Consider the following 24,483-nt stretch of genomic DNA (forward strand, 5'->3'; position numbering starts at 1 on the left):
ACATACAGAATACATTACTTTATTTAAAGTGAAGTATTCTGTATGTTTTTTATTATGAAATTTGTTGATTTGAAGCTAGTCTAGTTACTAGCTTTTTTTTTGAGTGTAATGTAAATTTTATAAGATTATATTTTTTATTGAAAAAATTTATGAATATAAGCTTCTGTGATAAGCGTTTTTATGTAGGTTGCATATACTGATATCAAAATCACGACGTCAAAAAAAGGAGAGATAGAGATGGCAAGAAAAAAACAACCTAAATACAACGTAGGGGACATAGTCGTGATTACGCTATATGGAACCGTTGGGAAAATCACAAATATGAAGGTTTTAGATGGAGTTTATGTATACGAAGTCAATAATCACGATGGCTTTTACGTAGAGCAAACATTGCAGCACGTTACAGAGCAAGATATGAAAAAGGGCGATACGGAGTGGATTGAATTAAATTATAATTTTACGTTTGGTGATCTTGTGCAAGTAACTGGATATGATAAAGATGTTTTCCGTATTGTTGGTTTTCGTACAGAAGTATGGAGATATAAGAATGACGCATGGGAAGATACAATTTATGAATTGTCACGGATTACGGATGGTGAATGGTTAGAAGCGGATGAATCAGATTTAACGTTACTCGCCAATGCTCAAACGGCAAATGCAATTTTGAAGAAAATGAAACAAGATAAAGCAGGTATGAATAAATTAGATTTAGGGAAGTTAAAGTCAATTAACAACTCGAAAAAAGTGAGTGTTAAGACGAATCGTCAAGAAATCATTGATGGATTACTTGATATTTATAACGATTATCAATTATTGTTCGATACATTTAAAGATGAAGAATATAAAATTGTAATGGATGTTGTTCATAATTATTTAGTTAAATTGACAGAGAAAAAATAGTTAACTAGAAAGAGAGAATAAATTGAACAACAACATATGCAGTATAAGGTATGCCTACAACTATTAAAAAAATAAAAAGCCACTTTATAAGAGAGTCTGCCCATTGATCTTCATGCATGAACTCTTCTTTTGTTTGTCCTACTTCATATTGATTTTCCATTATTATTTCCCCCTTTGAATAGCTTGTACTACAATCGTATGTATCTCGTCCAAAGGTTATGACCTATAAAAAAATAAAATCTATTTTTCTAATCTCATATACATAATTTTGAGATTTTTTCATAAAACAGAAATAAAGGAGTGATGCTCATGAAGGAAATTGAAGTCGTGATTGATACGGAAGAGATTGCGGAGTTTTTTTATGAGCAACTAATTGAAAGAGGGTACGTCCCAAAACGAGAAGAAATTGAAGATCTCGCAGATATTACATTTGAGTATTTATTAGAGAAATGCATGATTGATGAAGTTTTTGATGAAGAGGATGAATGAAAGTAACGACGGGCATAACTCGTCGTTTTTTACTCTTTACAAACCTGTCACAAATATAGTCAATAATTATTGGTATAATGAAAAGGAAATTTTACTCAAGAGGTGAAGGAATGTTCAAAAAAATTATTGATTCTTTATTAGGAAAGAAAAAATATCGTTCGTATTCAAGTAGTGATTATCGTCGTAGAGGGCGCTCGTATTCAAGTAGCGATTATAAACGACGTTCATCTGGTTATGGACATCAACATTATAAAAGAAAACGTAAAAGCCGTAGCTTCTTTTCAAGCAGCTGATGAAATGGCGTCGTGTACTAGCATTATTTGATAGACCACTGCGAAAAAATACAATTGTTGCAGAGCGTTATAAAATTGAATCAGTAATTGGAATGGGCAGTTATGGGGTTACATATGTCGTTAATGATTTACAAATAAATAGGTATAAAGTCTTAAAACAATTAAGACAAAGTAAACAAAGATATGAGTCTGGTAGAAGATCATTTGAACAAGAGAAAATGATTTTACAAACATTAAATCATCATGCAATTCCTAGTCTATATGATCATTTCCTATGGGAGAAAAAGAGCTTCTTTGTGATGGAGTACATGCCTGGTAAAAATTTTGAAGATTATATTTTCATAGATGGGTATGTATATACAGAACGTGAAGTTTTTGAGATTTTATATGAAATATTAGAAATTGTATCGGTGTTTCATAGTGAAGGCATTATTCATCGAGATTTACGCATTCCAAACATACTAATGAAAGAAAATCAAATTAGTATTATTGATTTTGGATTGGCTAAATGGAAAGGTGAGGATGATGAGCGAGCTACAACTTACGAAGGTGAACAAGCTTTGATGCGAGAAGTTCACTTTCGTAGCGACTTTTATGCGCTCGGTCATTTCTCATTATTTTTATTATATGCAGGATATGAATCTAATGAAAAACAGGAAAAACCATGGTACGAAGAATTAACTTTGGAACATTATACTCGCGAAATGCTTATGCGAATGTTACAAATAAAAACGCCGTACTATGAGAATGTACAAGATTTAAAACAAGATGTAGCTTCTGCTTTAGAAAGGATGGAGACTCCATGTTTCAAAAGTTTTTAGCAAGCGTTGGTATTGGAAGGGCAAAGGTAGATACTGTTCTTGAAAAAGATGAGTATATTGTTGGGGAAGAAATAGTTGGAAAAGTTCATATAACTGGAGGTTCAGTTAGCCAACAAATTGAAAGCATTTACTTAACATTATCGACGTCGTATGTACGAGAAGTGGATGATAAAAAAGTAACAACAACATATGATTTAGAGCGAGTACGCTTAACCGAACCTTTTTCTGTAGAACCGAATGAAACAGTTGACATTCCATTTTCTTTTCCAATGCCAATTGAAGCACCACTTACACTTGGTATGAAAACGGTTTGGATTCATACAGGTCTTGATATTAAACGTAGTATAGACCCAAGTGACCGCGACTACGTTCAAGTGTTACCCAATGCATTATTAAGTAGTGTTTTAGATAGTGTAAATGAATTAGGGTTTAAAGCACGTCATATAGAATGTGAAGAATTACCGCATCGATTACGTAAGCAAGTTCCATTCGCACAAGAATTTGAGTTTATTCCGGTTTCTGGAGAGTACTATGGGAAATTAGATGAATTAGAATTATTAATCTTGCCACGTGCATACGACCGATTAGAAATAATTATGGAAGTAGATAGAAAATCACGTGGATTAGCTGGTTTATTCGCTGAGGCACTTGATCTTGATGAGAAGGTGATTCGTTTTACCGTAACAAGAGAAGATATCCCTGAGATGAAGCAAAAAATTAATAATTATATTTTTTAATAAACTATGCATAAAAAAGAAATGGAGAGGAAAACTAAAACAACCGCTCCATTTTTTTGCATAGTGAGGTTATGTATGTGAAACGATATCGACATTTATACTTGCTAAGTTTTACGTTACTCATTTGTTTTGTCGTATTATCACTTTCGTATCATACCGCTTGTATTGAGAACTTTGACAATATAGTCGCACATTTTATTCAAAGCTTTCGAAACGATTATTTGACGACCTATTTTACTTGGGTGTCTTTTATCGGTTCCAAAAGAATATATTTTCCATTACTCATTATTCTTGTAATGTATTTTCTCGTTAGAAAAAAGTTGCTTAGTGCGTTGCTTCTAACAATTAATTACTACGGATCTCGTTATTTAAACAGTATGCTTAAACTATGGTACGAACGAGCAAGACCTGATGTCACGCAGCTTGTTACTGCAACTGGATATAGTTTTCCGAGCGGTCATACGATGAATGCTACTGCTTTTTTAGGATTTATTGCATACGTCACAATTACTGAAGAGCGTATTTCGTTGCATAAAAAATTGTTAATTATTCTTATAGCAAGCTTTGTTGTATTATCTATTTCAGTTAGCCGAATATATCTTGGCGTGCACTATCCATCTGACATATTAGCAGGATGGGCAGCCGGCGGTAGCTGGCTCGTTTTATGTGTTATATTCCATAAAACGTTTATAAAAAAAGAACCTATGTCATAATAGGTTCTTTTTTCATTGGCTCAACATGAATGTGTGCATGGTAAATTCCAAACTTTTTGCGAAGCATAGCTTCGATGTTGTCGGTAATACAGTGACTTTCTCCAACATCCATACGAGCATCTACTTCAATTGTAATATCAACGTACGTTTGATTCCCGTACATACGTGCTCGAATATCTACAATGTTTTCCACACCGCCAATATGCTCAATAGCATCAGCGTATTCTTCCATTTTATCAGGATCAATTCCATCTGTAAGCATATGAGAAGATTCTACGAAAATCTCCCATGCAGTTTTACAAATAATAAGACCGACAATTAAAGCGGCAATAGGGTCTAAAATAGGCATTTGGAACTGAGAACCGACAATACCTACTACAGTACCAATACTTACGAGTGCATCTGATAAGTTATCCTTTGCAGCGGCTTCTAATGATTTACTTTTTGTTCGTGCTGCAATTTTTTTCGTATACAAATACACGCAATACATAACGACAGCAGAAAATAAAGCAACCCATGCAGCGAGTACATTAGGCGCTGCGTGTTTCGGATTTAAGAAAGATTGAATGGCACTAATAACAACTTCTAATCCGACTGTTGCCATAATGAAGGAAGCAACAAGTGATGCGATTTGTTCGGCCCGCGAATGCCCATACGGATGATCTGGGTCACGAGGTTTACGAGATATTTTTAGACCAATTAATATTGCTAAAGAAGCACCGATATCCGTTAAGTTATTTAAACCGTCAGCACGCAATGCGCTAGAGAGGGTAATATAACTGATGATGATTTTCATAGAGGATAAAAATATGTAGGCCATAATGCTGACAATAGCACCTTTATCAGCTTCTTTATGAGAAAGAGTATCCATTTTAATCACTCACCTTTCTTTAAAGGAATTTCTTTCTATAAATAGAGTATCAAACGAAAGTCGTGTGGGTCTATACAAACATTGTTGACGTTTTATAGCTTTTTAAGAAGGGGATAACAAAGTTTCGTGAAGGAAAAATATGTTGAAAAGTACAAAGTCAGGGTGTGAACCTAATTAGAGTTTATTTACTAAAGAGATAGGAGGGTAGATGGATGAAGAAGCGAATACTTTTCTTACTATGTACTATTCTTATAATGACAGGGTGTAATTCATTAAACGATGAAAAACATCAAAAGATAATTGTGAAAACAGATGAAAGCCCTCTGAAAAATATTTTCCAGAGGGCTTTTATTTTAGTATGCTTCTAAAAACTCAGTAACTTGCTCTTCAGTTTTTGCATTAGCACTATGTAAGTGGCCTAGCTTCTCACTATTTTGGTATACAAGTAAACTTGGAATACCCATTACTTGATACTCTTCAGCGATACTTGGAAACTCATCTTTATTAATAGAATACCATTCAAATTTATTGAACTCTTCCATTACATCTCCGATAAAGTTGTCCATACGTACGCAATCTGGGCACCATGTAGTAAAGAACTTAACAACTACAGGCTCCTCGCTTGCGATGATGTCTTTGAATTCTTGTTCTGTTTTAATTTCTTTCATAAGTAAAACTCCTTTCAATATTACACGAATTTATATGCAAAATTCGTATTTGCAAACATGTTGCAAACTTATTATTTGTTTTTTAGTTTTGTAGTTCGTTCACACTTATAAAACTGTATTTTAAATTGTATATAACATGACTGCACTTCTAAGTGTGAAAATAACGGAACCTCACTTTACTTTATAAGCTTTTTCCAGGATTGTGTCAAACTTCTGAATTTTATACAGCAATTAAAGAAGCCCACACTTTGATTGAGTGTGGGCAGAGTGACTAAAATTAATCGCTTATTAATTTCGAATAGATATTTAAATCGATAAGCTTTCCAGCTGATTTTTCGCTCTTTCTCAGAGTCCCTTCAAAAGTAAAGTTTAATTTTTCTAATACCTTTATGGAATTTACATTTGCAGGTTCAACTTTTGCTTCAACACGATATAGTTTTAAATGTGTAAAAGCATAATCTAATAAAGAGGATATTGCTTCAGGGGCATATCCTTTACCCCAAAATTTTTTTGAAATATCATAACCAATCTCAGTCTTTGAGTTTTCAAAATCTAAGGAATTATAGCCACATGAACCGATAATGTGATTAGATTCTTTTTCAATAATAGTAAAACGTATAGCTTTATTATTTTGAGCGAGTTCGTTAAGAAATTGAATCATATCTTTTGCCTGGCTTTCATCGGTGAAATTACTTATATTCATGAATTTAGTAATATCAGGATCAGACCATATTTTAAACATACTTAATGAATCAGATGCTTTCATTTGCCTTAAATATAATCGTTGTGTGTGTAGTTCAGTAATCAATACTTTTACCTCCGTTATGTTGTAAGAATAGGTAGTTTAAAAATATTGATATCTGCGCATAATTCAGTCCCTTCTAGATTAATTAACTTTTATTATACAAGAAAATTACTACAGTGAACAAAGGCGTTAATTGGTTTAGCTATTTTCTATAATTGATGGAATCAGAGAGACAAAGGAACATGGTTTCAGTGGATTTAAAGATTTTAGCCCGCTATTTGTGAGCAGTAAGACCCCACCTTAAAATTCAGCAGAAGCAAAGAAGTTAGGTGGGGGTCGGGCTGCCCGTAAAAGCCCGATTGGTAAGGGCTAATAATCAGTGGGGGATGAACACCCCCCATTGATTAGAGTTTCACTTTATTCAATTCTTTAACAAACCCCTTATCTGGAAATTAAAGAACGCCTTGGGAGAAAGGCGTTCCATGACCAAGGAATGTATGGAAAATGATACTAAATGATTCATAATGAGATGATCATAAGTATTGTATGTATTTCTCTAATGTATGTGAAGTCTTTATTTCATAATATCGAAAAAGAACATGCATATAAGCATGCTCTTTCACAAGAAAGATAGATTTCTATGAGTGGATGCCTCCATACAATAATATATGCTTGTCCAGTTAAAAGGTGAAAAGTTTTATTAAAATCGTTATTTCAATGGAGAAGCCCTAGGATTAGGAGGCTAGGGCTTCAAGTCATGGTATATCTCACACGAAATTATAAAAAGAAAAGAACGTATTGAAGATAACACATGAATATTTCATATTTTATTATAAAAACTGTATAAGGCTAGAATTTATATAAATGTAATGGAAATTAATTAATAAAAAACTTTATTAGGGATTTGCCTTAATCATTTATAACAGTCAAGAATATTTATAAAATATGACTGTAGAAACAGGTCCGATTTTTATAACGATGGAGGGAATTGGTGTGGACATAACTCAAAGTATGGCCAGAATAGTGGTTAATGGGAAAGATATTCCGTTTACTTCAGTTAGAACTTCAATATGGAATCAAGGACCTGTAAATGATTTAATTGTTTCGACAAATCGGAGAGTCGAGGAGTTTTATCAATTTATGTGGTCACAAGTGCCAGTTACGCTCACAATGTATTTTCTTCAGGGAGCGGACTTGATGAGATTTGCTAGAATTGTTGGAATCGATCAAAGTGTAACGGGAGAATATATATATCATTTCTTTTGGGGATAAAATGAATTTAAAGCAGTTTAATAGCTGTTTTTTTATTTTATAGAGACATGATTCGAAGGCGAAGAATATGTATGGCTAGGAAGAGTAGTTTAGATCGTGATATAGATAAATTATTATCGCTTCTAAGTTTTTAAAAAATTTTCAAGAAAATCGGGAGGTTCTAATTGGATATATATCAACGCTTAGTTATTAATAGGAAATATAATGAAGGTTAAAAAGTTTAATGGGAATTTATTTATTTTTTCCAATCATAAAATGCGCAATTTATGTGAAGAGAATAATGACTAGTAAGTGGTTTAATACATTTAAAGATAGGAACATAAAAAAAGCGGTGTTAGTAATATGTATTATACAAAACAATGTAGAGAAACGATCAATATATAGGTGTTATTTTTAAGGATGTTTGTTTTTATAAGACAATATAATAAAGAAGGAACAGGTTAAGGGACAGTTTGAATTTCTAACAGAGAGCTGTGTGATTAAATAGGATAAAAGTAATTATTTAATGTTGGGATAGGTTATAAATGGAGAACCAATTAAAAGAAATATTTGGTGCATTGATAGCAGCTATAGGTACAATAACTTCCGCTATTGGAAGTACACCGTTCTATTTTATAAGCAGTAATGTAAGGGAGAATCTGAATATATATGGAAACACATTGCAAGCAGTTGGTAACGCTTTAGAGGCTGATGGTCAAGGGGAAATTTCCTTTGAAAAAATTGGAAACGAAATCCAATCAATTGGTAATGTAACTGTAATATCAGGGTTAGTTATTGATTTTACAGATGAAACAAAAGTTAAATTAGTTATTTCTGGAAATTGGGCGCAGGCTTTAGGAGGACTTACAGCATTAGCAGATGAATTTGAAGATACTTCAGATAAAGATGAGTCTTTTAATGTTGTAGGAAACTTATTGCAAGCTATAGGAAATTCCTTGCAAGCGATTGGAGGGATATATGAGCTAAAAAGTATTAGAAGAGATCGGCAGGATAGTAAAGAAAATCTAGTAAATGATACAGGGGAAATTTTAGACAATCAAGCAAATAGTCAACCGGATAAAAAGAAAGAAGGCCAGTCAATAGATACCATAGGAAGTTGGATCCAAGCCGTAGGTTCTGTATTTTCATTAATTGGACAAATACGTGAAGAAAGTGAGGAGTTAGAAGGGAGCGATAAATAGACTAGTTGTAAAAGAGCCTCACATATTGCGCATATTTGATAGTAGGAAAATTTTTTATTGAATGCTAAGTTTAAAATTATATGATGCAGTAAGTAAAAAGGGTTCAAGGAGTATTAATAGTTTAATAAAAAAGAGCGGTTAGCAAAAGCGAAAAGTTTTCATGAAAACTGGTAATAGAAACTGCTTTTTAGAAAAATAACATATACTTATTGAAAATGGAATACAGGAGTTCGTATTGTAGGTTTTGCATATGGCTATTCGTTCTCAGGAATTACACGTGAATTAGTAGGATTGTTAGTTTAGTAGTAATGAAACTTATGACGAATATTTCGATAGATACCATTATCCAAGTGGTGTCTTTTTTATTGTTAAGGAATAAATAAAAAAGAGAGTTTAAACCCTCTTTTTTATAATTATCTAACTATTATGCGCAAATTGGAATTCCTAATGCTATTAGAGTCAATGCTACTTGAAGAGAAAGCTCTAATCTAGCAATTTCGATTCCAGCAACTGAAACCACTAAAAGAGGTTGTCCATTAACGAACAAAACACAACTTTCCATGCTTACGCCTCCTTTCTAGTAATCTAATATAGTATATGGATTAAACTTTAAAAGCGTAATAGTTAAATGTATGAATTTAATATAATTAATAAATTAAACTATTATATTTAATAAATTAAAATTGACCTAACAGCTGCTTTTTTGTCACTTTATAAGAAGGGTCAGAATATATTAGAAGTATAAAAATTATAGGAGTGATAGATATGTTCTTTGCAAAATTGCGTGGTAGAAATGAAGTTCCACCAGTAGAAACAGATGCTCGAGGAGAGGGTTTCTTTAAATTAAGTCGGGACGAGCTTAGCCTAAGGTTCAAGTTAGATTTATTCAATATAGAGGATGTAGTAGCTGCCCATCTGCATCTTGGATTAAAAGGAACGAACGGCCCTGTTGTAGCTTTTTTATTTGGACCGATAACAAATCCAGTTTCAATAGAGTGCGCAACTCTTACGGGAATGATTACTCAAGAAGATTTGGTTGGACCGTTAGCGGGTCAAACATTAGGCACTCTTGTAAATGAGATTATATCTGGAAACATATATATTAATGTTCATACAGTACAACATCCTAATGGTGAAATTCGTGGACAACTAAATTATTGCTAATGAATAATGGTAGTAGGAAAATTTAGCGAGAAACAAAAAGCATCCGTTGAGGGTGCTTTTATTTGGAGAATGATATTTATATTAAAAATGTTTAAACTTAATAAAAGCTAGTGAATTAGCTTTCAGCACTCACTGAAATATAGAATCATAACATACTTTGTAATAAATTATACGGAAGTGAGTTGAAAATCATGTTTTATTCATATTTTAATTCTGAAACTGGTATGCGACCAGCGTATGGTACATCTATAACGTATAGTGGAGCACAAAGTACAGTCCAAGCTATTCAACAAGCATTGCAAATGCAACAACAATTGCAAATGCAGCAGCAAGGTGTACAACCGTATTATTCATCCGTAGAGTATTTTTACCCAGTACATCATGTTACACCGTACGGAAGTTCTTTTCTTACTATTCCATATGGAACTGTATACAACTTATAACTAATAAGGAATGAAGTGGTGTATATAAATAAGGGTGCAGGTTAATAGCGCCCTTATGAATAATAAAAATAGCTAGTCCAAACCTTATAAATCAATCTTACATAATATGTAGTAATAAGTTTGAAAGGGGAATTAGTATGTCTTGTTATTACTACTGTAAGTATTGTAAGGAGTATAAAAAGAAGCTTCATGATTGTTGTAAGAACACTAGTAAGTGCCATGATAACAAGGACAATCTTGTTAGAGAATCGGCATTTAGAGCTAGAAATACAGTAAATCAAAATGTTCCTGCTAATACTTTTGTGAAAGTGTTATTTCAAAATGAACAATTTGATTTAGCGAATGAGTATAATCCAGCAACATCTATTTTTATGCCGAAGACTAAAGGAGTATATTCTATTATTGGAACGATTGGTTTCTTTCCAAACGATCCAACTTTAAATTATAGAGCGCGTGTAGAAATTCGTGTGAATGGAAACGCAGCGATAGCTATAGATAATGACTTTTTTGGTCCAATAAGTTTTGGAAATGTAGTAAGTGTTTCGACGATTGTTCAATTGAATGCAGGGGATGAAGTTGAGATTTATGCACAAAGTAGTATAGATGGAGTTTTAAGTCCTTTAGAAGATGGTGCACATTTTGAAGCAGCAAGATTTCCTTCGCCGATTAAATAAAGTCATTAAACATTGAGTTTACAGAAGCTTAAAGGTAAATCCTCACCGAAATGGTGAGGGTTTTTTACTCTATTAAAAATAGTAACAGGTCGTCCAAGCTATTCTAATCTATATAGCATACTATATAAAAATAAGTGTAAAGGGGGACTAACTATGTCTTATTATTACTGTAAGTATTGTAAAGATTACAAAAAGGAAAGTCATGATTGTTATAGAAAAAGTAGTAAATGTGATAGGAAGTATGTAAAGGTGAAGTGTTGTGATGATAAGAAAGAGGAGCTTGTAAGGGCATCGGCATTTAGAGCTGTGAATACAGTTAATCAACCTGTTCTAGCAAATACTCCTGTTAAAGTATTATTTCAAAATGAACAATTTGATCTAGCGAATGAATATAATCCAGTAACATCCATTTTCACTCCGAAAACTAGAGGGGTATATAGTGTATTAGGAAATATAACATTTTCTCCAAATGATTTTAATGTGAATTACAGAGCTAGAGTAGAAATTCGTGTAAATGGAAATCCAGCAATAGCGATAGATAATGATTTCTTTGGAACAGGAGTATTTTTTAATAATGATGTTTCAGTAACTACTATTCTTCAATTAGAAGCAGGAGATTCAGTTGAAGTTTTTGCAGAAAGTAGTATTGCGGGCGTAATTGTACAAAATGTTAATGGTTTAAATACGGTTCACTTTGAAGCGGCAAGATTTCCTTCTCCAATTAAATAAAACAGATCATTAAATGTTTTTTAGTAGGTTTAGTTAATCCCCTTACCAAATGGTGGGGGATTATTATTGTTTTTCTAAAATATATAAGTAAACAGGTAAAGTGTAGTTTAATTTGTAGAGGCTTTAACCTTATTCAGATAATGAAAAAAATAATATGTAAATAAGTAACATGCTTCTGAAAACTCAGTGTTAGTAAGTTTACTAGTTTTTTTATAGAACAAGAAAGACGAAATACATAAAAGATCGTATCATTACGTTTTTTCTTTACTATATAGAAATTACATATTGAACATAAACTTGTGTAGGGAATGCTAGTACACTGAAAAGAATAACATAAAGGCGATTACACTATATAAAAACAAAATCAATCCTAAGATGAGTAGTATTGGATGCAGCTTGAACATATTTGACCTCCTTGAGTACATAAAGAATTTTAATATATTGTTGGTCAATTTAGAAGGGGACGGTTACATAAAAAAAGAGCATACATAATAAGTACGCTCCAAAGAAAGATAGGTTTTATGAGTGGATAATCTCCATACGATAATATATGTCCTTTTAATAAAAACGTGTAAAAAATCAATGAATTATCAATGGAATATCATAAAATGAGTAATTTTAGTCTAGGAATGCAGTCATTTTCTTTCTCAGTTATTTTAGGTAACAAAGTTGTGAAAATCGTGCATTATGCGGACTAACAACGGGATAACGATCGTACTTCAGTTACATATTTCTTAAAGTCTGGATATTGCGTGATAGTTTGACATTTTGGGGTGCATAGTTGATTAATAATAGACACATTTGTAATTACTTCGTTACAAGGACCGAAAAATGTAACTTTTAGCTTTGAATTTGGTGGGATTTTGAACACGATAGGCTTTTTTTCCATGAAATCAGCTCCTAATATTGAGTATTATAATTTAATGGATATAGAGTCGTATTAGTATAATATGAAATTTCAGTGGATTTGCTTATAATAAAGAATTTCATAGTAGTAAAAGTGCTTAAAGATGTAAAAGGGAAATTGAGAATGCGAAATAAAATGTTTAATTAATATAATCAATAAATACGAAAATAGTTAATATAACTAATACATTTTTTAATTTGTTACATATTATGTTAGTAAGAATGGTATAAGGAGGTAATATAAAGTAGTGGAAGAAAATGTACAAGCTCAGCTTTCGCCACCGTGGATCACATATTTTAATGAATTGAAAAATTCAATAGGTGCTGATCCAACTGTTACAGTTGGGCCACTTATTCCTGTTGGTGGTAATTATATTATTTTAGTGCATGCGTTAAGCAACGAAAAAGCGAGAGCATTAGCAACGCTTTTAAAATCTTTTGTACAATTTGGGAATGTAAGTGTGACAGTTATTGTAACGAATAATGAGAATGAAATTGTAAATCCATTTCCTTGTCCACTAGATGCATTTGAAATAGCTCATTTATTTCAAGTAGCACTAGAAAATAATCCTTATTTTGAACAAGTTGTGGTACAGCCTCAGTTCCCTGGCGGACCGAATGTTGTCTTTCCGGTTTTCGCTGCGGAAGTCATTCAGTTTTTCAATGACGATATTTCTAACTTATGTCAAACGTTTACAGGTGTTGCTGCCAATGTATTTCGTGATGTAATGAATGATGAGATTTGTGGTATCCCAATTCTATTTTCCACAAGTTGTGTTATGAGCAGTGAAAATCAAGAATTACAAAATACAGATTTAGCACCAAAGTTGTTTTATTAAACTGTAAAAAGACATTTTCATTAATAGAAAATGTCTTTTTTTATGCACCAATAGTGTTCAGGTTGGAAAATTGTGATTTAAAAGGAGTAAACTTCAATTAATTAAAATTTTTCTAAATCTCAAATTTCATGTAGAGGTAGTAATTTTGACTTAAGAATATATAGAAAATGAGGGATGAAATTTTTTAGTTGAAAGGAAATCGATACTGAAAGTTATAACTTAATAATATAGGGGATTTTTTCTAATATATGTAAAAATGATTGGTAGGACGAGATTACATAATAAATGAATAGTAGGGTGTATTTCGAATATTTTATGTGGCATACATGTTAAAGTTTATAGAAATATTTCTGAAAGAGAATATATTTTGAAAAACGGTAAAGATTCTTTTTACTTATATTATAGATAGCTAGTTTTAGAGAGCTGAGGCTTACAATAAAACTAGCTATGAATAGGACATTCAAAAGGAGCTGGAATGTATGGGGTATATTGTAGACATTTCAAAATGGAATGGAACTATCAATTGGGATATTGCAGCATCTCAGCTAGATTTAGTGATTGCTAGAGTTCAAGATGGCTCTAATACGGTGGATTTTATGTATCAAAATTATGTTAGTGAAATGAAAAAGCATAGTATCCCATTTGGTAATTATGCTTTTTGCCGTTTTATATCTATTGCTGATGCGAAGAAAGAGGCGCAAGATTTTTGGAATCGTGGTGATCAATCTGCTAAGTTTTGGGTAGCGGACGTAGAAGTTCAAACGATGGCAGATATGCAAGGCGGGACACAGGCATTTATTGATGAATTACGCCGTTTAGGTGCGGAAAAAGTAGGATTATATGTAGGGCATCACACGTATCTATCATTTGGAGCACGTAATATTGAAGCTGATTTCGTATGGATCCCTCGTTATGAAGGGAATAAGCCAGCATATTCATGTGATATGTGGCAATATACGGATTCAGGGAATGTTCCTGGGATTGGGAAATGTGATCTGAATCGATTAGTAGGAAATAAGTCACTTTCTTGGTTTATAGATTCCAACAAAGCAAATCAATCTAACATAGTGTATACACAGCAACCGAATGGCATTGGTATTGCAGTTTCGAAATATCCTGATGGATATGGAATAAATTTATATGAAAACCCCATGAATCCCCAATTTACAGGTACACTCACTCAGAAAATTCCATATTTAATCTTAGCAGGTTATTGGGGAGGCGGTGAGCAAGATATGATTTGTTTAGGGAACGATAAGCAGTGGGTATATTTAAAACATTTTAATGTGAAATGGTTTTATGCAACTTCAAAATATCCTGTCGGTTACGGAGTAAATTATTATGAAGAGCCTGAATGTATGAATTATAAAGGAAACATAGATGGATCGAAATCTTTTCGAGTGTGGGGTAGAGTGGGAAATGCGGTAGATATCGGGCAGAATAGTTGGATACCTGAAAAACATGTAATTATTAAGCAACTATAGAAGCTATATTTTTTTGAGAATTATATAAAGAGTCTTCTTACTATGCATAGTAAGAAGACTCTTTATATTTAAAAATGAAAATACATGATACATAGTCAACTCATATGAAATGAATTACATGTAGAAAACACACTGTTTTCACAATGACTGTGTATAGTTAATTTGCATAATGATAAAAGTGAGGTATTTGAATTGAAAAAGAAGAAAATATTTATTGGAACAATTATTTCATGCATGATGCTAGCATTATCTGCATGTGGTTCCTCAGACAACGTAGTAACATCAAAAGTAGGAAATGTTACAGAGAAAGAATTAAGTAAAGAATTACGACAACAATATGGAGAAAGTACTTTATATCAAATGATGTTAAGTAAGGCATTGTTAGATAAATATAAAGTTTCAGATGAGGAAGCAAAAAAGAAAGTAGAAGAAGCAAAAGATAAAATGGGCGAGAACTTTAAATCGACTTTAGAACAACTTGGGTTGAAAAATGAAGATGAATTAAAAGAAAAAATGAAGCCAGAAATTGCATTTGAGAAAGCGATTAAAGCAACAGTTACAGATAAAGATGTGAAAGATAACTATAAACCAGAAATGAAAGTAAGTCACATTTTAGTGAAAGATGAAAAAACGGCTAAAGAAATAAAGGAGAAAGTAAATAATGGTGAAGATTTTGCTGCCTTAGCAAAACAGTATTCAGAAGATACTGGTTCAAAGGAACAGGGCGGGGAAATATCTAGTTTTGCTCCTGGGCAAACAGTGAAAGAATTTGAGGAAGCTGCGTATAAATTAGATGCAGGCCAAGTAAGTGAGCCGGTTAAAACAACTTACGGTTACCATATTATTAAAGTGACGGATAAAAAAGAATTGAAGCCATTTGATGAAGTAAAGGATAAAATTCGTAAAGATATAGAACAACAAAGACTACAAGATACGACAGGTAAATGGAAACAACAAGTAGTCAATGATTTATTGAAAGATGCTGATATTAAAGTGAATAATAAAGAATTTAAAGATACATTTAAATTTCTAGAAAAGAAATAATGACTGTAATCATAATTAGAAAAGGGAACTCATATAGAGTTCCCTTTTTCTAATTAGTGTGTGAGTTATAAATAGATAGTAAGACAATACAATATTACATTTAAATATTAAGAATTACAATGGGAAATTATGGATTATAATTATTTCAACGAAAGTGAATATTCTAAGGTTTTCATTATGCAAGTTTATTACATATATTTACTCTTTAATAATGGATATCGAACATAATTTAAAAAATAATACATATAATGTTTTTGAATAAATATTTAACATGGATAATTAGTAAAAAGCTGAGCATTCGATTGGAAAGGATGTTCTTTTTCATATGAAAATTTTAGGATAAAGAATGAATTGTTTTAAACGCGTCATTTACCACATCAATAAATTAAGGTGGTGGAGAATATATGAAAGTAATCTTTCAAGGAGAGGGCGGCGCGAAAATTTTTGAGTCATATGATGAAAATGTAAGTGATTTATTAGCTATATTAAAAGAAACGAAAGGGATTAAAATCGGGATGGTTGAGTATAAAGTGTTAAAGTACGAACTTAATTATTTTCGTCATCCGAAAAAAGCGGATACAGAGAGAGAGTTACATATAATAGTACAACCTAAGTATATGTAATAAAATATAATAATAAAAATCATTGATTCAGTTTTGTAAAGTTCCATAGAGTATGTAAGAAAAGAGAGTGTTGTAAATGCTCTCTTTTCTTATGCTTTGTGAGTTCGTTCATCATAGTATATGTTTTCAGTTATAGATGGTTAATAAACGATAAAAATTTAAAACTTTTTCGTTTAGGCAGGGATTTTATATTTGAGTAAATAAATATACTATGAAGTATTTTTTATACGAATACTGGAGGAGTATAAAATGAGTTTAGCAAGTTACATAGGCTGTAATATAGAAATTCCGTTAACGGATCCGGATTCTAATAATCTAATTGTTTTTGGACCGTGTTTTTCAGATGAAAGTATGCTTGAAATTGTACAAGATTATCAATTCCAAACAAATTACACGTATGAGGTTTCAACTAGTTGGGGAATTGAACTTGTCGAGTGGCAAAATGTAAAGGAAAAAAAGAAGCGAAAGAAAAACTTTTAACTTTATGCAAGATTATGGAAGGTTATTTGGAAGATGGAGACTATTTCGAATTATGTAGTTGTTGGGTTGGTGATGAAGATAAGGAACGAGTAGGGGAATTGAACTTAAAAATAAATCATTTTAATATAGATGAATTATGTATTCCAGAAAGAACATTAGTTAGGATAGAAAAATAAGCTTTGAAATATTTTTTAGAAAAAGGCGATTTCACTTTGGGTGAAGTCGCCTTTTAGTTGTTATATGCATGTTATATAAGAAATGAGAAGTTTATTTGATAAAGGAAAAAAGTATGGAGATAAATAAAATTATGTTTTTTGTTAAGAAATAATAAGTATGGCTCTTCTCAAGAGAACGTAAGTTCGTGTATAATAAGAACGAATGTTCTTTTAAGAGGTAACCTAATTATAGTTTAGAAGTAAATCCGAGTTTAGTGAGTATTAAAAATAACTAAGGGATAGTATGGCTAAATAAATGTATAAATGATCAAGGAGATAAAAAATGAACGATGTAAAGATACAAAAAGAAGAAAGAGAGTGGGTTCCGTTTACAGTAATGTCCGAACAACTTTTAAATATGAGAAAGATTATTGGAGAGAAATTAAAAGTACAAAAACCGCTTTTAACAAATGAAGCAAAAGAGAGAATTTCTGATAAATTATTAACGTCATTATTGTCTGAGAAAGAAATATTGGTAACATATTTTGAAGATGGTTACATACTAACAAGCTACATGACTGTTGTACATATCAATCCGGTAAAACAAATTGTAATTTGTACAGACGCCTTTTATAAAACTTACGTATTTAACGCTATGGATATTATTGAAATAACGTAAAAGAAGCTGAATATTAAATGGCAGCTTCTTTTATTTCTGATTTATGAGACAAATAATACAAGAAAAAGCAGCTAGCTTCGTGCTAGCTGCTGAGCCCCAGGGAAAGGGAGAAAAAGATAGGGTACTCCAAAATCAACAAGAGCTGTCAAACAGCCTGATTATAGTATAGACAAATTAAAATTTTCTATACAGAAAGTTGAACATAAGATTAGGCTGTACCCACTTGGTTTTGATCTGCAAGGTCAGAATCAAATGTATTGGTCGCGCTAACACCGCTAAAAGTATTAACAACAAAACCAACGTTTGATGCGCCGGAACCATTATAAGCTTTCGTATTTTCTTTCGGAGATACGTTGTAGAAATCACCTAAGTTAAATGATCCATTGCTATTTTGTACAACTAAATTTCCTACAACTGAGGGCATAATTTTCACCTGCTTTATAATAAGTTGTTAACATTACTATATGGAGTTATAGTCCAGATGGTTCATACAATAAAAATTGTGGAATAGTAAAACGTTTGGAGCGTGGATTTCAATAAAAGTGTGTTAAAATTAATATAATAAAGTTGAGTAATTTTTTTTAAAAATTTTGTATAATTGATATATATGAAAATAAAGGAGGCAAAATGTAATGAAAGATATTATGAAAAAAGTTGATTTAACAGATGCCAAATCAAGTAATCTTGTTGCATTAATTTATAGTAATGAAGTTATATTAGTTGAAGACGCATTTTGTCCAAATGAAATAAAATTAAAGTTTAATGAAATTGCAATTTTATCTGCAATTAAAACAGCTCATATTGCGAAAGTGTCTATTAGGAAAGAACTTGAAGCGCTTTTTCATGACACGGGTGTTATATTAGTGAAACAAAATGTTGATTATGGCAGTAGCCAATCTATTACCATGCATTTTGAGCAATTTAAAAAATTGCAAGATGAGATTGAACATTTAAATAAAAGTATGTAATAAAGCAGCTAAATAAAGGTTCTATCATAAAGGTGGAATGTGTTGTGTTGAAAAAGTGGTTTAAAAATTATTTGGGTGAATCGCATTGTAAACATAAATATATTTTTATTAAGAGGCAGGATAATGAGGATTTTAAAAAAGGATTTACCAGTGTGAGAAATGTGAAAAAGAGAAGTTGAAATGTAAAAACAATAATGAAATAAACAATGAATTTTTAGATATATAGCAAAAAGTAACCATGATGGTTACTTTTTTTGCTTATGTATGCAATATCAAAACCATTACTAAAGTATGAGTTGAGTTGATACTATAGTAAATCGCTGAATAAAAATGAAGAGAGTAAGATATAGGGAAGGAGGATGAGAGAAATGAAGCGAAAAGAAATTAGTAAATCTGTAATTATTACAGGCGTGACACAAGGGTTAGGACGTGCGATGGTTGATCGATTTCATGAATTAGGGTGGAACATATATGGTTGTGGACGTTCAAAAAATAAAATTGAAGAACTAAAAAAACAGCACAGTAAAATACATGATTTCCAAGTAATTGATGTTTCAGATTCTCAGCAAGTTAATAACTGGGCAAATTATATACTTAATAGACATACGGCTCCCGATCTGATAATAAATAATGCATCGATTGTAAATCAAAATGCACAACTTTGGAAAATTACGGCTAAAGAATTCGAAAATGTAATGAATGTAAACGTGAATGGTGTAGTAAATGTAATAAGAGCGTTTGTTCCCGCAATGGTATCTAGGAAAGAAGGAATTATCATTAATATGAGTTCTAGTTGGGGGAGAGAAGGTGAAGCTGAGCTTGCGCCATATTGTGCCTCGAAATTTGCAATTGAAGGTATCACTAAATCTATGGCCCTGGAATTACCCCATGGCATGGCTGTAGTTGCTTTAGATCCTGGAGGGAGTATTAGTACTCCAATGCTGAAGTCATGTGCGCCACAATATATAAATGAATCGCCTACACCTGAAACTTGGTCACATAAAGCAATTGAATATATATTGAATATAACAATAGATAAAAATGGAGATTCATTGACATGCCCAGCATGCATATAAAAAGCACCTTTAAGGTGCTTTTTATATTAGTAGCACATTATATCATTCACAAAATTACATCTGAAAAATAAAATAAAAGATTAAGGGTGAGATTTGTTTGTTTTGAAAGCTTTAGAAAATATTTGAATAGGTGATAAAAATGAATCCAAGCAGTTTAAAAGTGACAGGGGCATGGTTTCAAGTAGGGGGGAATCTTACAGCTGCTATTGGAACGACAAGAGGATTTATTGGAGAAGAGAAAGTTGAATCGGAACTTGTTATTGTAGGAAGCTCATTACAAGCCCTCGGGTATATATTACAAATCATTGCGAGCAATTATGATGATGGGGAAGAAAAAAGAGAGAATCAAAGTAAATTACTTGATCAAATAGGAATTGAGTTATTAGCATTAGGAAATATATCAAATGTAATAGGAATATATTTTAATATAAATGAACAATTGAAAGAAAATGATTATCTTATCATTACAGGGAACAGTTTACAATCGATTGGTGCTTTTCTAGGAGTAGAAGCAGCTTTGGTGGATATAAATGTATTACAGAAAATTATTATACTGGGTAACTCCATGCAAAGTTTAGGAGCTGGATTACAAGCGTATCAAGGTGTTTTAAATGTATTGAAAGATGAGAAAGAAAATAAAGATAGTATTTTTGATAAGAAGGATGAGAGGATCATTGCACTCATTGGTATTTGGATACAAGCGACAGGAACGTTAATTTCCGCAATTGGAATAACTGCAATAGAGGAAGAAAATAGGCTAGAAAACAATGAAAAGTCTGAAATACTTATATAAATAGAAGGAGATACATTGATTTTAGAGGCAGGTTAAGATTAAAATGGTAGTAGGTTTTTTTGCGTATATTTTGAAAAGTGATATATAAAATACAAAATAAGGAGTTTTCAAGGGATGATGTATTTATTAGCAATTTTTCTTCCACCTGTTGCTGTATTATTTTGTGGAAAACCAATTCAGGCAATCATAAATTTCATATTAACATTAATATTTTGGGTTCCAGGGGTTATACATGCAATTCTTGTAGTGCATGATAAAAAAGCTGATCGGCGTTTGAAAAAACAAATTCAAGCATATGATGAAATTAATAAGAGGAATCGAAGATAATTCATCTGCAAAATGTTTTTAAAAGAAAGGAGGGTTAACCTCCTTTCTTTTTTAGTGGGTGTTAAGTTTAAATTTTTGTGTGGCGGAAAGAATTTTTAATGTAAGTATTATGATAATAACTTTTAGATTGTGCATGTAATAGGCCAGTATAAATGCTTTCTGGTACATTAAAGAAATCATACATACCATTCTTTAATTGGATTCGCAAAATCATAGAAAAAGGATTATAACCAACAGCAACTATATTTTTTGAGGTAACCGGAGATAGCTTCATTATTATGCAACTCCTTATTTTTCATTTTTAATAATTCTTTGTAGGCAACGGTATTGTGGTGTTGAAATCTTTATAATTAAAGAGGTATTATACTTATATGCAATATATTAAATATTTGTTATACGTAATTATAAGGAAGTTCACACGAAGTACATATCGTTGTGCTATTTTTATTTCACCTTTGATTTATAAATAAGAAAATATTGACCATTTGAAAAAAAGGTATATTATTTATACGAGGTATTAAAAATTCACTTTTTACATTCTATGCTTAGAGGGGCAGCGTTATTAGGAAAAATAGAAGTGAAAATAGTTTGTATAAGAAGTATTCTAAAATTTATAATCTGTGAATTAGGAAAATATTGAATGCTCCAGGTCAATATACTTTCTTAATCAAATTCATTTTAGAAGGTGACCTCAATATTTTTAAGTAAATCAACGGGAGAATTGAAAGGCAGGAGAAAGTAACATGTCAGAAAATTATCGTTCTCGAGAGGAACGACGACAAGTTAAAAAGAAAAAACAGCCAGCTTCTAAAACACAAAAACCAAAAGGTAAAACATCATTCTTTCGCAAGTTTTTAATTACTTGTTTATTACTTGGTATTGTTGGTTTAGTGGCGGGGGTTGCTACCTTTTTCGTAATGATTAAGGACGCACCAAAACTGGAAAAAGCAAAACTTGTTAATCCGTTATCCTCAAAAATTTATGATAAAAACGGGGATTTGGTATATGAATATGGAAAAGAAAAAAGGACGAATGTTACGTATGATCAAATACCTAAATTAGTAGAAAATGCATTTTTAGCGACAGAAGATTCACGTTTTTATGAGCATAGCGGAGTAGACTTTAAAGGTACTGCCCGTGCTGTTTTAGTGAGTCTTAAAGGAGATTATGGCTCTCAAGGTGGAAGTACGATAACGCAGCAAGTTATTAAAAACTACTTCTTATCAATGGATAAAACACCAAAGCGTAAGGCGCAAGAAATATATCTAGCTTATAAACTAGAACAACAGTATTCAAAACATGAAATATTAGAGATGTACTTAAATAAAATTAACTTAGGTAATCGTTCATATGGTATCGCAACAGCAGCACAAAACTACTATGGTAAAGAATTGAAGGACTTAACATTACCAGAAGTTGCGATGCTTGCAGGTTTACCGAAAGCACCGAATAACTATGATCCAACGAAAAAAGAAAATGTTCAAAAAGCAACAGAAAGAAGAAATGTTGTTCTAAGTTTAATGAACCGACATGGATATATAACAAAACAGGAAATGGAAGAAGCATCAAAAGTTGACGTAGAAAAGGGGCTTAAGCCTGCAGCTCAACTACAAACAATGCCATACCCTGCATTTATGGATGCAGTTGTGAAAGAAGTAGAAAAAGAATTACCAGATGCTAATATCGGTTCTGACGGTTTAGAAATTTATACAACGTTAGATCCGAAAGCACAGAAACTTGCTGATAATATTTTAAATAATAATATCATTGATTATCCGAACGATAAATTCCAAGGTGCATTCACATTTATGGATACGAAAACAGGAGAAGTTCGTGCTATAGGTAGTGGCCGTGGAGAAAATAAAGCTGTATTTAAAGGGCATAATATGGCAATTGAATTAGATCGTGCAGCTGGTTCAACGATGAAGCCGATTTTCGATTACGCTCCTGCAATTGAATATTTAAAATGGGCTACGTACCATCAAATTGATGACTCTCCATTTAAGTATTCAACGGGTCAAGAAGTTCGAAATGCAGATAGAAGTCATATGGGCCCTATTACAATGCGTGTAGCATTAGAAAAGTCACGAAATATCCCAGCAATTAAGACTGCGAAAGAAGTGGGAATTAATAAATCAAAAGACTTCTCTGAGAAATTAGGAATTACATTTAATGCAGCACCGACTGAATCAACAGCGATTGGTACAAATGAAGTATCACCAACTGAAATAGCGGGCGCTTATGCGGCATTTGGTAATGAGGGTAAATATACGAAACCGCATTTTGTTAAGAAAGTCGTTTATCCAGATGGTAAGTCACAAAGTTTTGGACAAAAACCAAAACAAGTTATGGCAGACTCTACAGCATATATGATTACAGATATGCTTCGTTCTGTAGTTACATCAGGTACTGGTACAGCTGCAAATATAGCATCTTTAGATGTAGCTGGTAAAACGGGTACGACAAACTACTCATCAAAACAATTAGCTCAATATAAAATTCCAGAAAGTGCAACTCGTGATAGTTGGTTTGCTGGATATACACCGCAATATACGATGGCAGTATGGACTGGGTATATGAAAGATGGCAAAGACGAGTATATTAGTAGTAAAAATACGAAAATTGCACAGTTGATTTTTAAAGAAATGATGAGTGAAATGGCTACAGATAAATCACGCTTTAAAATGCCAAGTAGCGTTATTCAAGAAGGTAGTGAGCTACGTATAAAAGGTGAAAAACGTGATTCATCGCCAAATACTAGCGTACCGGATACAACGGAGCAACCAAAACAAGATCAACAGCAAAAAACTGAAGAAGAGAAAAAGCAAGAAGAATTAAAGAAACAAGAAGAACTGAAAAAACAAGAAGAACAAAAGAAACAAGAGGAACTTAAGAAGCAAGAAGAACAAAAGAAACTAGAAGAGCAAAAGAAACAAGAAGAAGAAAAGAAACAAAATGAACAAAATAACGGAAATGGTCAAGGAACGACACCTCCAGCGAATAACGGAGGAGGCCAAGGAACGACACCTCCAGCGAATAACGGAAGAGGCCAAGGAACGACACCTCCAGCAAATAACGGAGGAGGCCAAGGAACGACACCTCCAGCAAATAACGGAGGAGGTCAAGGAACGACACCTCCAGCGAATAATAATGGAGGTCAAGGAACTCCAACCCCACCTGCAACAGTACAACCAAATAATGGTGGAAATGCAGGAGAGGTTCCTGCCAATAATGGACAATAAGAAAAATTTATAGAAAAGTTTTCAAAAAGCACTTAAGATTTGTGGAAATTTACAATCTTAAGTGCTTTTTTCATTTTGCTACAGAAAATGTAATGTTAAGGGCTGGATAGAAGAAAAAGAGTGAATTAACGTAAAGAGAGAAAAGTCTACTTGCAAATGATGGTATG

At 32.3% G+C, this 24,483-nt stretch carries 31 protein-coding genes and 1 pseudogene; 24 read left to right on the forward strand and 8 right to left on the reverse strand.

Annotation, left to right across the window (positions count from 1 at the left end):
• Positions 1 to 237 precede the first annotated feature (237 nt).
• Positions 238 to 900 carry a hypothetical protein gene (locus AXW78_RS11010; RefSeq protein ID WP_000101499.1) on the forward strand — a complete coding sequence of 221 codons (663 nt, stop codon included), beginning with the start codon at positions 238 to 240 and terminating at the stop codon, positions 898 to 900.
• Positions 901 to 904: 4 nt separating this feature from the next.
• Here the strand turns inward: AXW78_RS11010 and AXW78_RS32055 are convergent, their stop codons facing one another.
• Positions 905 to 1,060, reverse strand: a complete 156-nt coding sequence (locus AXW78_RS32055) for a DUF3930 family protein (RefSeq protein ID WP_000431486.1) — start codon at positions 1,058 to 1,060, stop codon at positions 905 to 907.
• A gap of 149 nt (positions 1,061 to 1,209) precedes the next feature.
• Between AXW78_RS32055 and AXW78_RS11015 the strand changes: the two genes are divergently transcribed.
• The 5 genes from AXW78_RS11015 (at position 1,210) to AXW78_RS11035 (ending at position 3,953) form a co-directional block, all read left to right on the forward strand.
• Positions 1,210 to 1,389, forward strand: a complete 180-nt coding sequence (locus AXW78_RS11015) for a YozD family protein (RefSeq protein WP_000658451.1) — start codon at positions 1,210 to 1,212, stop codon at positions 1,387 to 1,389.
• A 110-nt stretch (positions 1,390 to 1,499) separates the two neighbouring features.
• Complete coding sequence (locus tag AXW78_RS11020; RefSeq protein ID WP_000473371.1) at positions 1,500 to 1,682, forward strand: hypothetical protein; 183 nt, start codon at positions 1,500 to 1,502, stop codon at positions 1,680 to 1,682.
• Positions 1,682 to 2,503 carry a serine/threonine protein kinase gene (locus AXW78_RS11025; RefSeq protein WP_000872068.1) on the forward strand — a complete coding sequence of 274 codons (822 nt, stop codon included), beginning with the start codon at positions 1,682 to 1,684 and terminating at the stop codon, positions 2,501 to 2,503. Before AXW78_RS11020 ends, AXW78_RS11025 begins: the two co-directional genes overlap by 1 nt.
• Positions 2,485 to 3,240 (forward strand): sporulation protein, encoded by a 756-nt coding sequence (locus AXW78_RS11030; RefSeq protein WP_000486610.1) that lies wholly within the window; start codon positions 2,485 to 2,487, stop codon positions 3,238 to 3,240. Before AXW78_RS11025 ends, AXW78_RS11030 begins: the two co-directional genes overlap by 19 nt.
• A gap of 77 nt (positions 3,241 to 3,317) precedes the next feature.
• Positions 3,318 to 3,953: a phosphatase PAP2 family protein gene (locus AXW78_RS11035; RefSeq protein WP_000833370.1), complete on the forward strand. Its 636-nt coding sequence runs from the start codon at positions 3,318 to 3,320 to the stop codon at positions 3,951 to 3,953.
• On the opposite strand, the gene AXW78_RS11040 is transcribed toward AXW78_RS11035, so the two are convergent.
• The 3 genes from AXW78_RS11040 to AXW78_RS11050 all read right to left on the reverse strand — a co-directional run bounded on the left by AXW78_RS11040 (position 3,943) and on the right by AXW78_RS11050 (position 6,300).
• A complete protein-coding gene (locus AXW78_RS11040) occupies positions 3,943 to 4,824 on the reverse strand; it encodes a cation diffusion facilitator family transporter (RefSeq protein WP_000380379.1) in 882 nt (293 codons plus the stop codon). The two genes, AXW78_RS11035 and AXW78_RS11040, sit on opposite strands and share 11 nt — an antisense overlap.
• 353 nt (positions 4,825 to 5,177) lie before the next feature.
• Positions 5,178 to 5,492 (reverse strand): thioredoxin family protein, encoded by a 315-nt coding sequence (locus AXW78_RS11045; protein ID WP_000658788.1) that lies wholly within the window; start codon positions 5,490 to 5,492, stop codon positions 5,178 to 5,180.
• Between the two features lie 277 nt (positions 5,493 to 5,769).
• Positions 5,770 to 6,300, reverse strand: a complete 531-nt coding sequence (locus AXW78_RS11050) for a GNAT family N-acetyltransferase (protein WP_000627264.1) — start codon at positions 6,298 to 6,300, stop codon at positions 5,770 to 5,772.
• An 882-nt stretch (positions 6,301 to 7,182) separates the two neighbouring features.
• On the opposite strand from AXW78_RS11050, the gene AXW78_RS11055 reads away from it, so the two are divergent.
• Both AXW78_RS11055 and AXW78_RS11060 read left to right on the forward strand, forming a co-directional pair.
• On the forward strand, positions 7,183 to 7,509 hold the full coding sequence (locus AXW78_RS11055; protein ID WP_002164002.1) for a hypothetical protein: 327 nt from the start codon (positions 7,183 to 7,185) through the stop codon (positions 7,507 to 7,509).
• Positions 7,510 to 8,033: 524 nt separating this feature from the next.
• Positions 8,034 to 8,690 carry a DUF6944 family repetitive protein gene (locus tag AXW78_RS11060; protein WP_046946336.1) on the forward strand — a complete coding sequence of 219 codons (657 nt, stop codon included), beginning with the start codon at positions 8,034 to 8,036 and terminating at the stop codon, positions 8,688 to 8,690.
• A 424-nt stretch (positions 8,691 to 9,114) separates the two neighbouring features.
• On the opposite strand, the gene AXW78_RS32060 is transcribed toward AXW78_RS11060, so the two are convergent.
• Entirely contained in the window at positions 9,115 to 9,252 is a 138-nt protein-coding gene (locus AXW78_RS32060) for a DUF3956 family protein (RefSeq protein WP_000443219.1), read from the reverse strand.
• A gap of 203 nt (positions 9,253 to 9,455) precedes the next feature.
• Between AXW78_RS32060 and AXW78_RS11065 the strand changes: the two genes are divergently transcribed.
• From AXW78_RS11065 to AXW78_RS11080, 4 genes are all read left to right on the forward strand, one after another.
• The gene (locus tag AXW78_RS11065) at positions 9,456 to 9,854 is read left to right on the forward strand and encodes a CHRD domain-containing protein (protein ID WP_000464545.1); all 399 of its coding nucleotides are present in this window, start codon (positions 9,456 to 9,458) and stop codon (positions 9,852 to 9,854) included.
• 191 nt (positions 9,855 to 10,045) lie between these two features.
• Positions 10,046 to 10,297 carry a DUF3947 family protein gene (locus AXW78_RS11070; protein WP_000500095.1) on the forward strand — a complete coding sequence of 84 codons (252 nt, stop codon included), beginning with the start codon at positions 10,046 to 10,048 and terminating at the stop codon, positions 10,295 to 10,297.
• Between the two features lie 137 nt (positions 10,298 to 10,434).
• Entirely contained in the window at positions 10,435 to 10,971 is a 537-nt protein-coding gene (locus AXW78_RS11075; RefSeq protein ID WP_061884125.1) for a C1q-like domain-containing protein, read from the forward strand.
• Between the two features lie 153 nt (positions 10,972 to 11,124).
• On the forward strand, positions 11,125 to 11,700 hold the full coding sequence (locus AXW78_RS11080) for a complement C1q domain-containing protein (protein ID WP_000122944.1): 576 nt from the start codon (positions 11,125 to 11,127) through the stop codon (positions 11,698 to 11,700).
• A 694-nt stretch (positions 11,701 to 12,394) separates the two neighbouring features.
• On the opposite strand, the gene AXW78_RS11085 is transcribed toward AXW78_RS11080, so the two are convergent.
• Positions 12,395 to 12,589 carry a hypothetical protein gene (locus AXW78_RS11085; RefSeq protein WP_000412557.1) on the reverse strand — a complete coding sequence of 65 codons (195 nt, stop codon included), beginning with the start codon at positions 12,587 to 12,589 and terminating at the stop codon, positions 12,395 to 12,397.
• A gap of 265 nt (positions 12,590 to 12,854) precedes the next feature.
• On the opposite strand from AXW78_RS11085, the gene AXW78_RS11090 reads away from it, so the two are divergent.
• The 6 genes from AXW78_RS11090 to AXW78_RS11115 all read left to right on the forward strand — a co-directional run bounded on the left by AXW78_RS11090 (position 12,855) and on the right by AXW78_RS11115 (position 17,910).
• A complete protein-coding gene (locus AXW78_RS11090) occupies positions 12,855 to 13,445 on the forward strand; it encodes a hypothetical protein (RefSeq protein WP_000392280.1) in 591 nt (196 codons plus the stop codon).
• Between the two features lie 479 nt (positions 13,446 to 13,924).
• Positions 13,925 to 14,929, forward strand: a complete 1,005-nt coding sequence (locus AXW78_RS11095; RefSeq protein WP_000540657.1) for a glycoside hydrolase family 25 protein — start codon at positions 13,925 to 13,927, stop codon at positions 14,927 to 14,929.
• Positions 14,930 to 15,121: 192 nt separating this feature from the next.
• Positions 15,122 to 15,973, forward strand: a complete 852-nt coding sequence (locus AXW78_RS11100) for a peptidylprolyl isomerase PrsA (RefSeq protein WP_000727343.1) — start codon at positions 15,122 to 15,124, stop codon at positions 15,971 to 15,973.
• A 404-nt stretch (positions 15,974 to 16,377) separates the two neighbouring features.
• Complete coding sequence (locus AXW78_RS11105; RefSeq protein WP_000864279.1) at positions 16,378 to 16,596, forward strand: hypothetical protein; 219 nt, start codon at positions 16,378 to 16,380, stop codon at positions 16,594 to 16,596.
• A 249-nt stretch (positions 16,597 to 16,845) separates the two neighbouring features.
• Complete coding sequence (locus tag AXW78_RS35700) at positions 16,846 to 17,076, forward strand: KH domain-containing protein (protein WP_000050497.1); 231 nt, start codon at positions 16,846 to 16,848, stop codon at positions 17,074 to 17,076.
• A 498-nt stretch (positions 17,077 to 17,574) separates the two neighbouring features.
• Positions 17,575 to 17,910: a YolD-like family protein gene (locus AXW78_RS11115; RefSeq protein ID WP_001999741.1), complete on the forward strand. Its 336-nt coding sequence runs from the start codon at positions 17,575 to 17,577 to the stop codon at positions 17,908 to 17,910.
• Between the two features lie 208 nt (positions 17,911 to 18,118).
• Here the strand turns inward: AXW78_RS11115 and gerPF are convergent, their stop codons facing one another.
• Complete coding sequence (gene gerPF / locus AXW78_RS11120; RefSeq protein ID WP_001141569.1) at positions 18,119 to 18,334, reverse strand: spore germination protein GerPF; 216 nt, start codon at positions 18,332 to 18,334, stop codon at positions 18,119 to 18,121.
• Between the two features lie 208 nt (positions 18,335 to 18,542).
• On the opposite strand from gerPF, the gene AXW78_RS11125 reads away from it, so the two are divergent.
• The 5 genes and pseudogenes from AXW78_RS11125 to AXW78_RS11145 all read left to right on the forward strand — a co-directional run bounded on the left by AXW78_RS11125 (position 18,543) and on the right by AXW78_RS11145 (position 21,074).
• Positions 18,543 to 18,878 carry a hypothetical protein gene (locus AXW78_RS11125; RefSeq protein WP_000651907.1) on the forward strand — a complete coding sequence of 112 codons (336 nt, stop codon included), beginning with the start codon at positions 18,543 to 18,545 and terminating at the stop codon, positions 18,876 to 18,878.
• 44 nt (positions 18,879 to 18,922) lie between these two features.
• Positions 18,923 to 19,104 (forward strand): annotated as a pseudogene (locus AXW78_RS11130) (hypothetical protein).
• A 142-nt stretch (positions 19,105 to 19,246) separates the two neighbouring features.
• Positions 19,247 to 19,954: an SDR family oxidoreductase gene (locus tag AXW78_RS11135; protein ID WP_061884126.1), complete on the forward strand. Its 708-nt coding sequence runs from the start codon at positions 19,247 to 19,249 to the stop codon at positions 19,952 to 19,954.
• Positions 19,955 to 20,093: 139 nt separating this feature from the next.
• Positions 20,094 to 20,747: a DUF6944 family repetitive protein gene (locus AXW78_RS11140; protein ID WP_001070042.1), complete on the forward strand. Its 654-nt coding sequence runs from the start codon at positions 20,094 to 20,096 to the stop codon at positions 20,745 to 20,747.
• Between the two features lie 114 nt (positions 20,748 to 20,861).
• On the forward strand, positions 20,862 to 21,074 hold the full coding sequence (locus AXW78_RS11145) for a YqaE/Pmp3 family membrane protein (protein ID WP_000990219.1): 213 nt from the start codon (positions 20,862 to 20,864) through the stop codon (positions 21,072 to 21,074).
• A 67-nt stretch (positions 21,075 to 21,141) separates the two neighbouring features.
• Here AXW78_RS11145 and AXW78_RS11150 read toward each other — a convergent pair whose 3' ends face one another.
• Positions 21,142 to 21,348 carry a KTSC domain-containing protein gene (locus tag AXW78_RS11150; protein ID WP_000777844.1) on the reverse strand — a complete coding sequence of 69 codons (207 nt, stop codon included), beginning with the start codon at positions 21,346 to 21,348 and terminating at the stop codon, positions 21,142 to 21,144.
• A 469-nt stretch (positions 21,349 to 21,817) separates the two neighbouring features.
• On the opposite strand from AXW78_RS11150, the gene AXW78_RS11155 reads away from it, so the two are divergent.
• Entirely contained in the window at positions 21,818 to 24,316 is a 2,499-nt protein-coding gene (locus AXW78_RS11155) for a transglycosylase domain-containing protein (RefSeq protein ID WP_061884127.1), read from the forward strand.
• Positions 24,317 to 24,483: the final 167 nt, after the last annotated feature.

Origin of the sequence: Bacillus thuringiensis, from assembly GCF_001595725.1 — a bacterium.
In the GTDB taxonomy this organism is placed as follows: Bacteria; Bacillota; Bacilli; order Bacillales; family Bacillaceae_G; genus Bacillus_A; species Bacillus_A thuringiensis_K.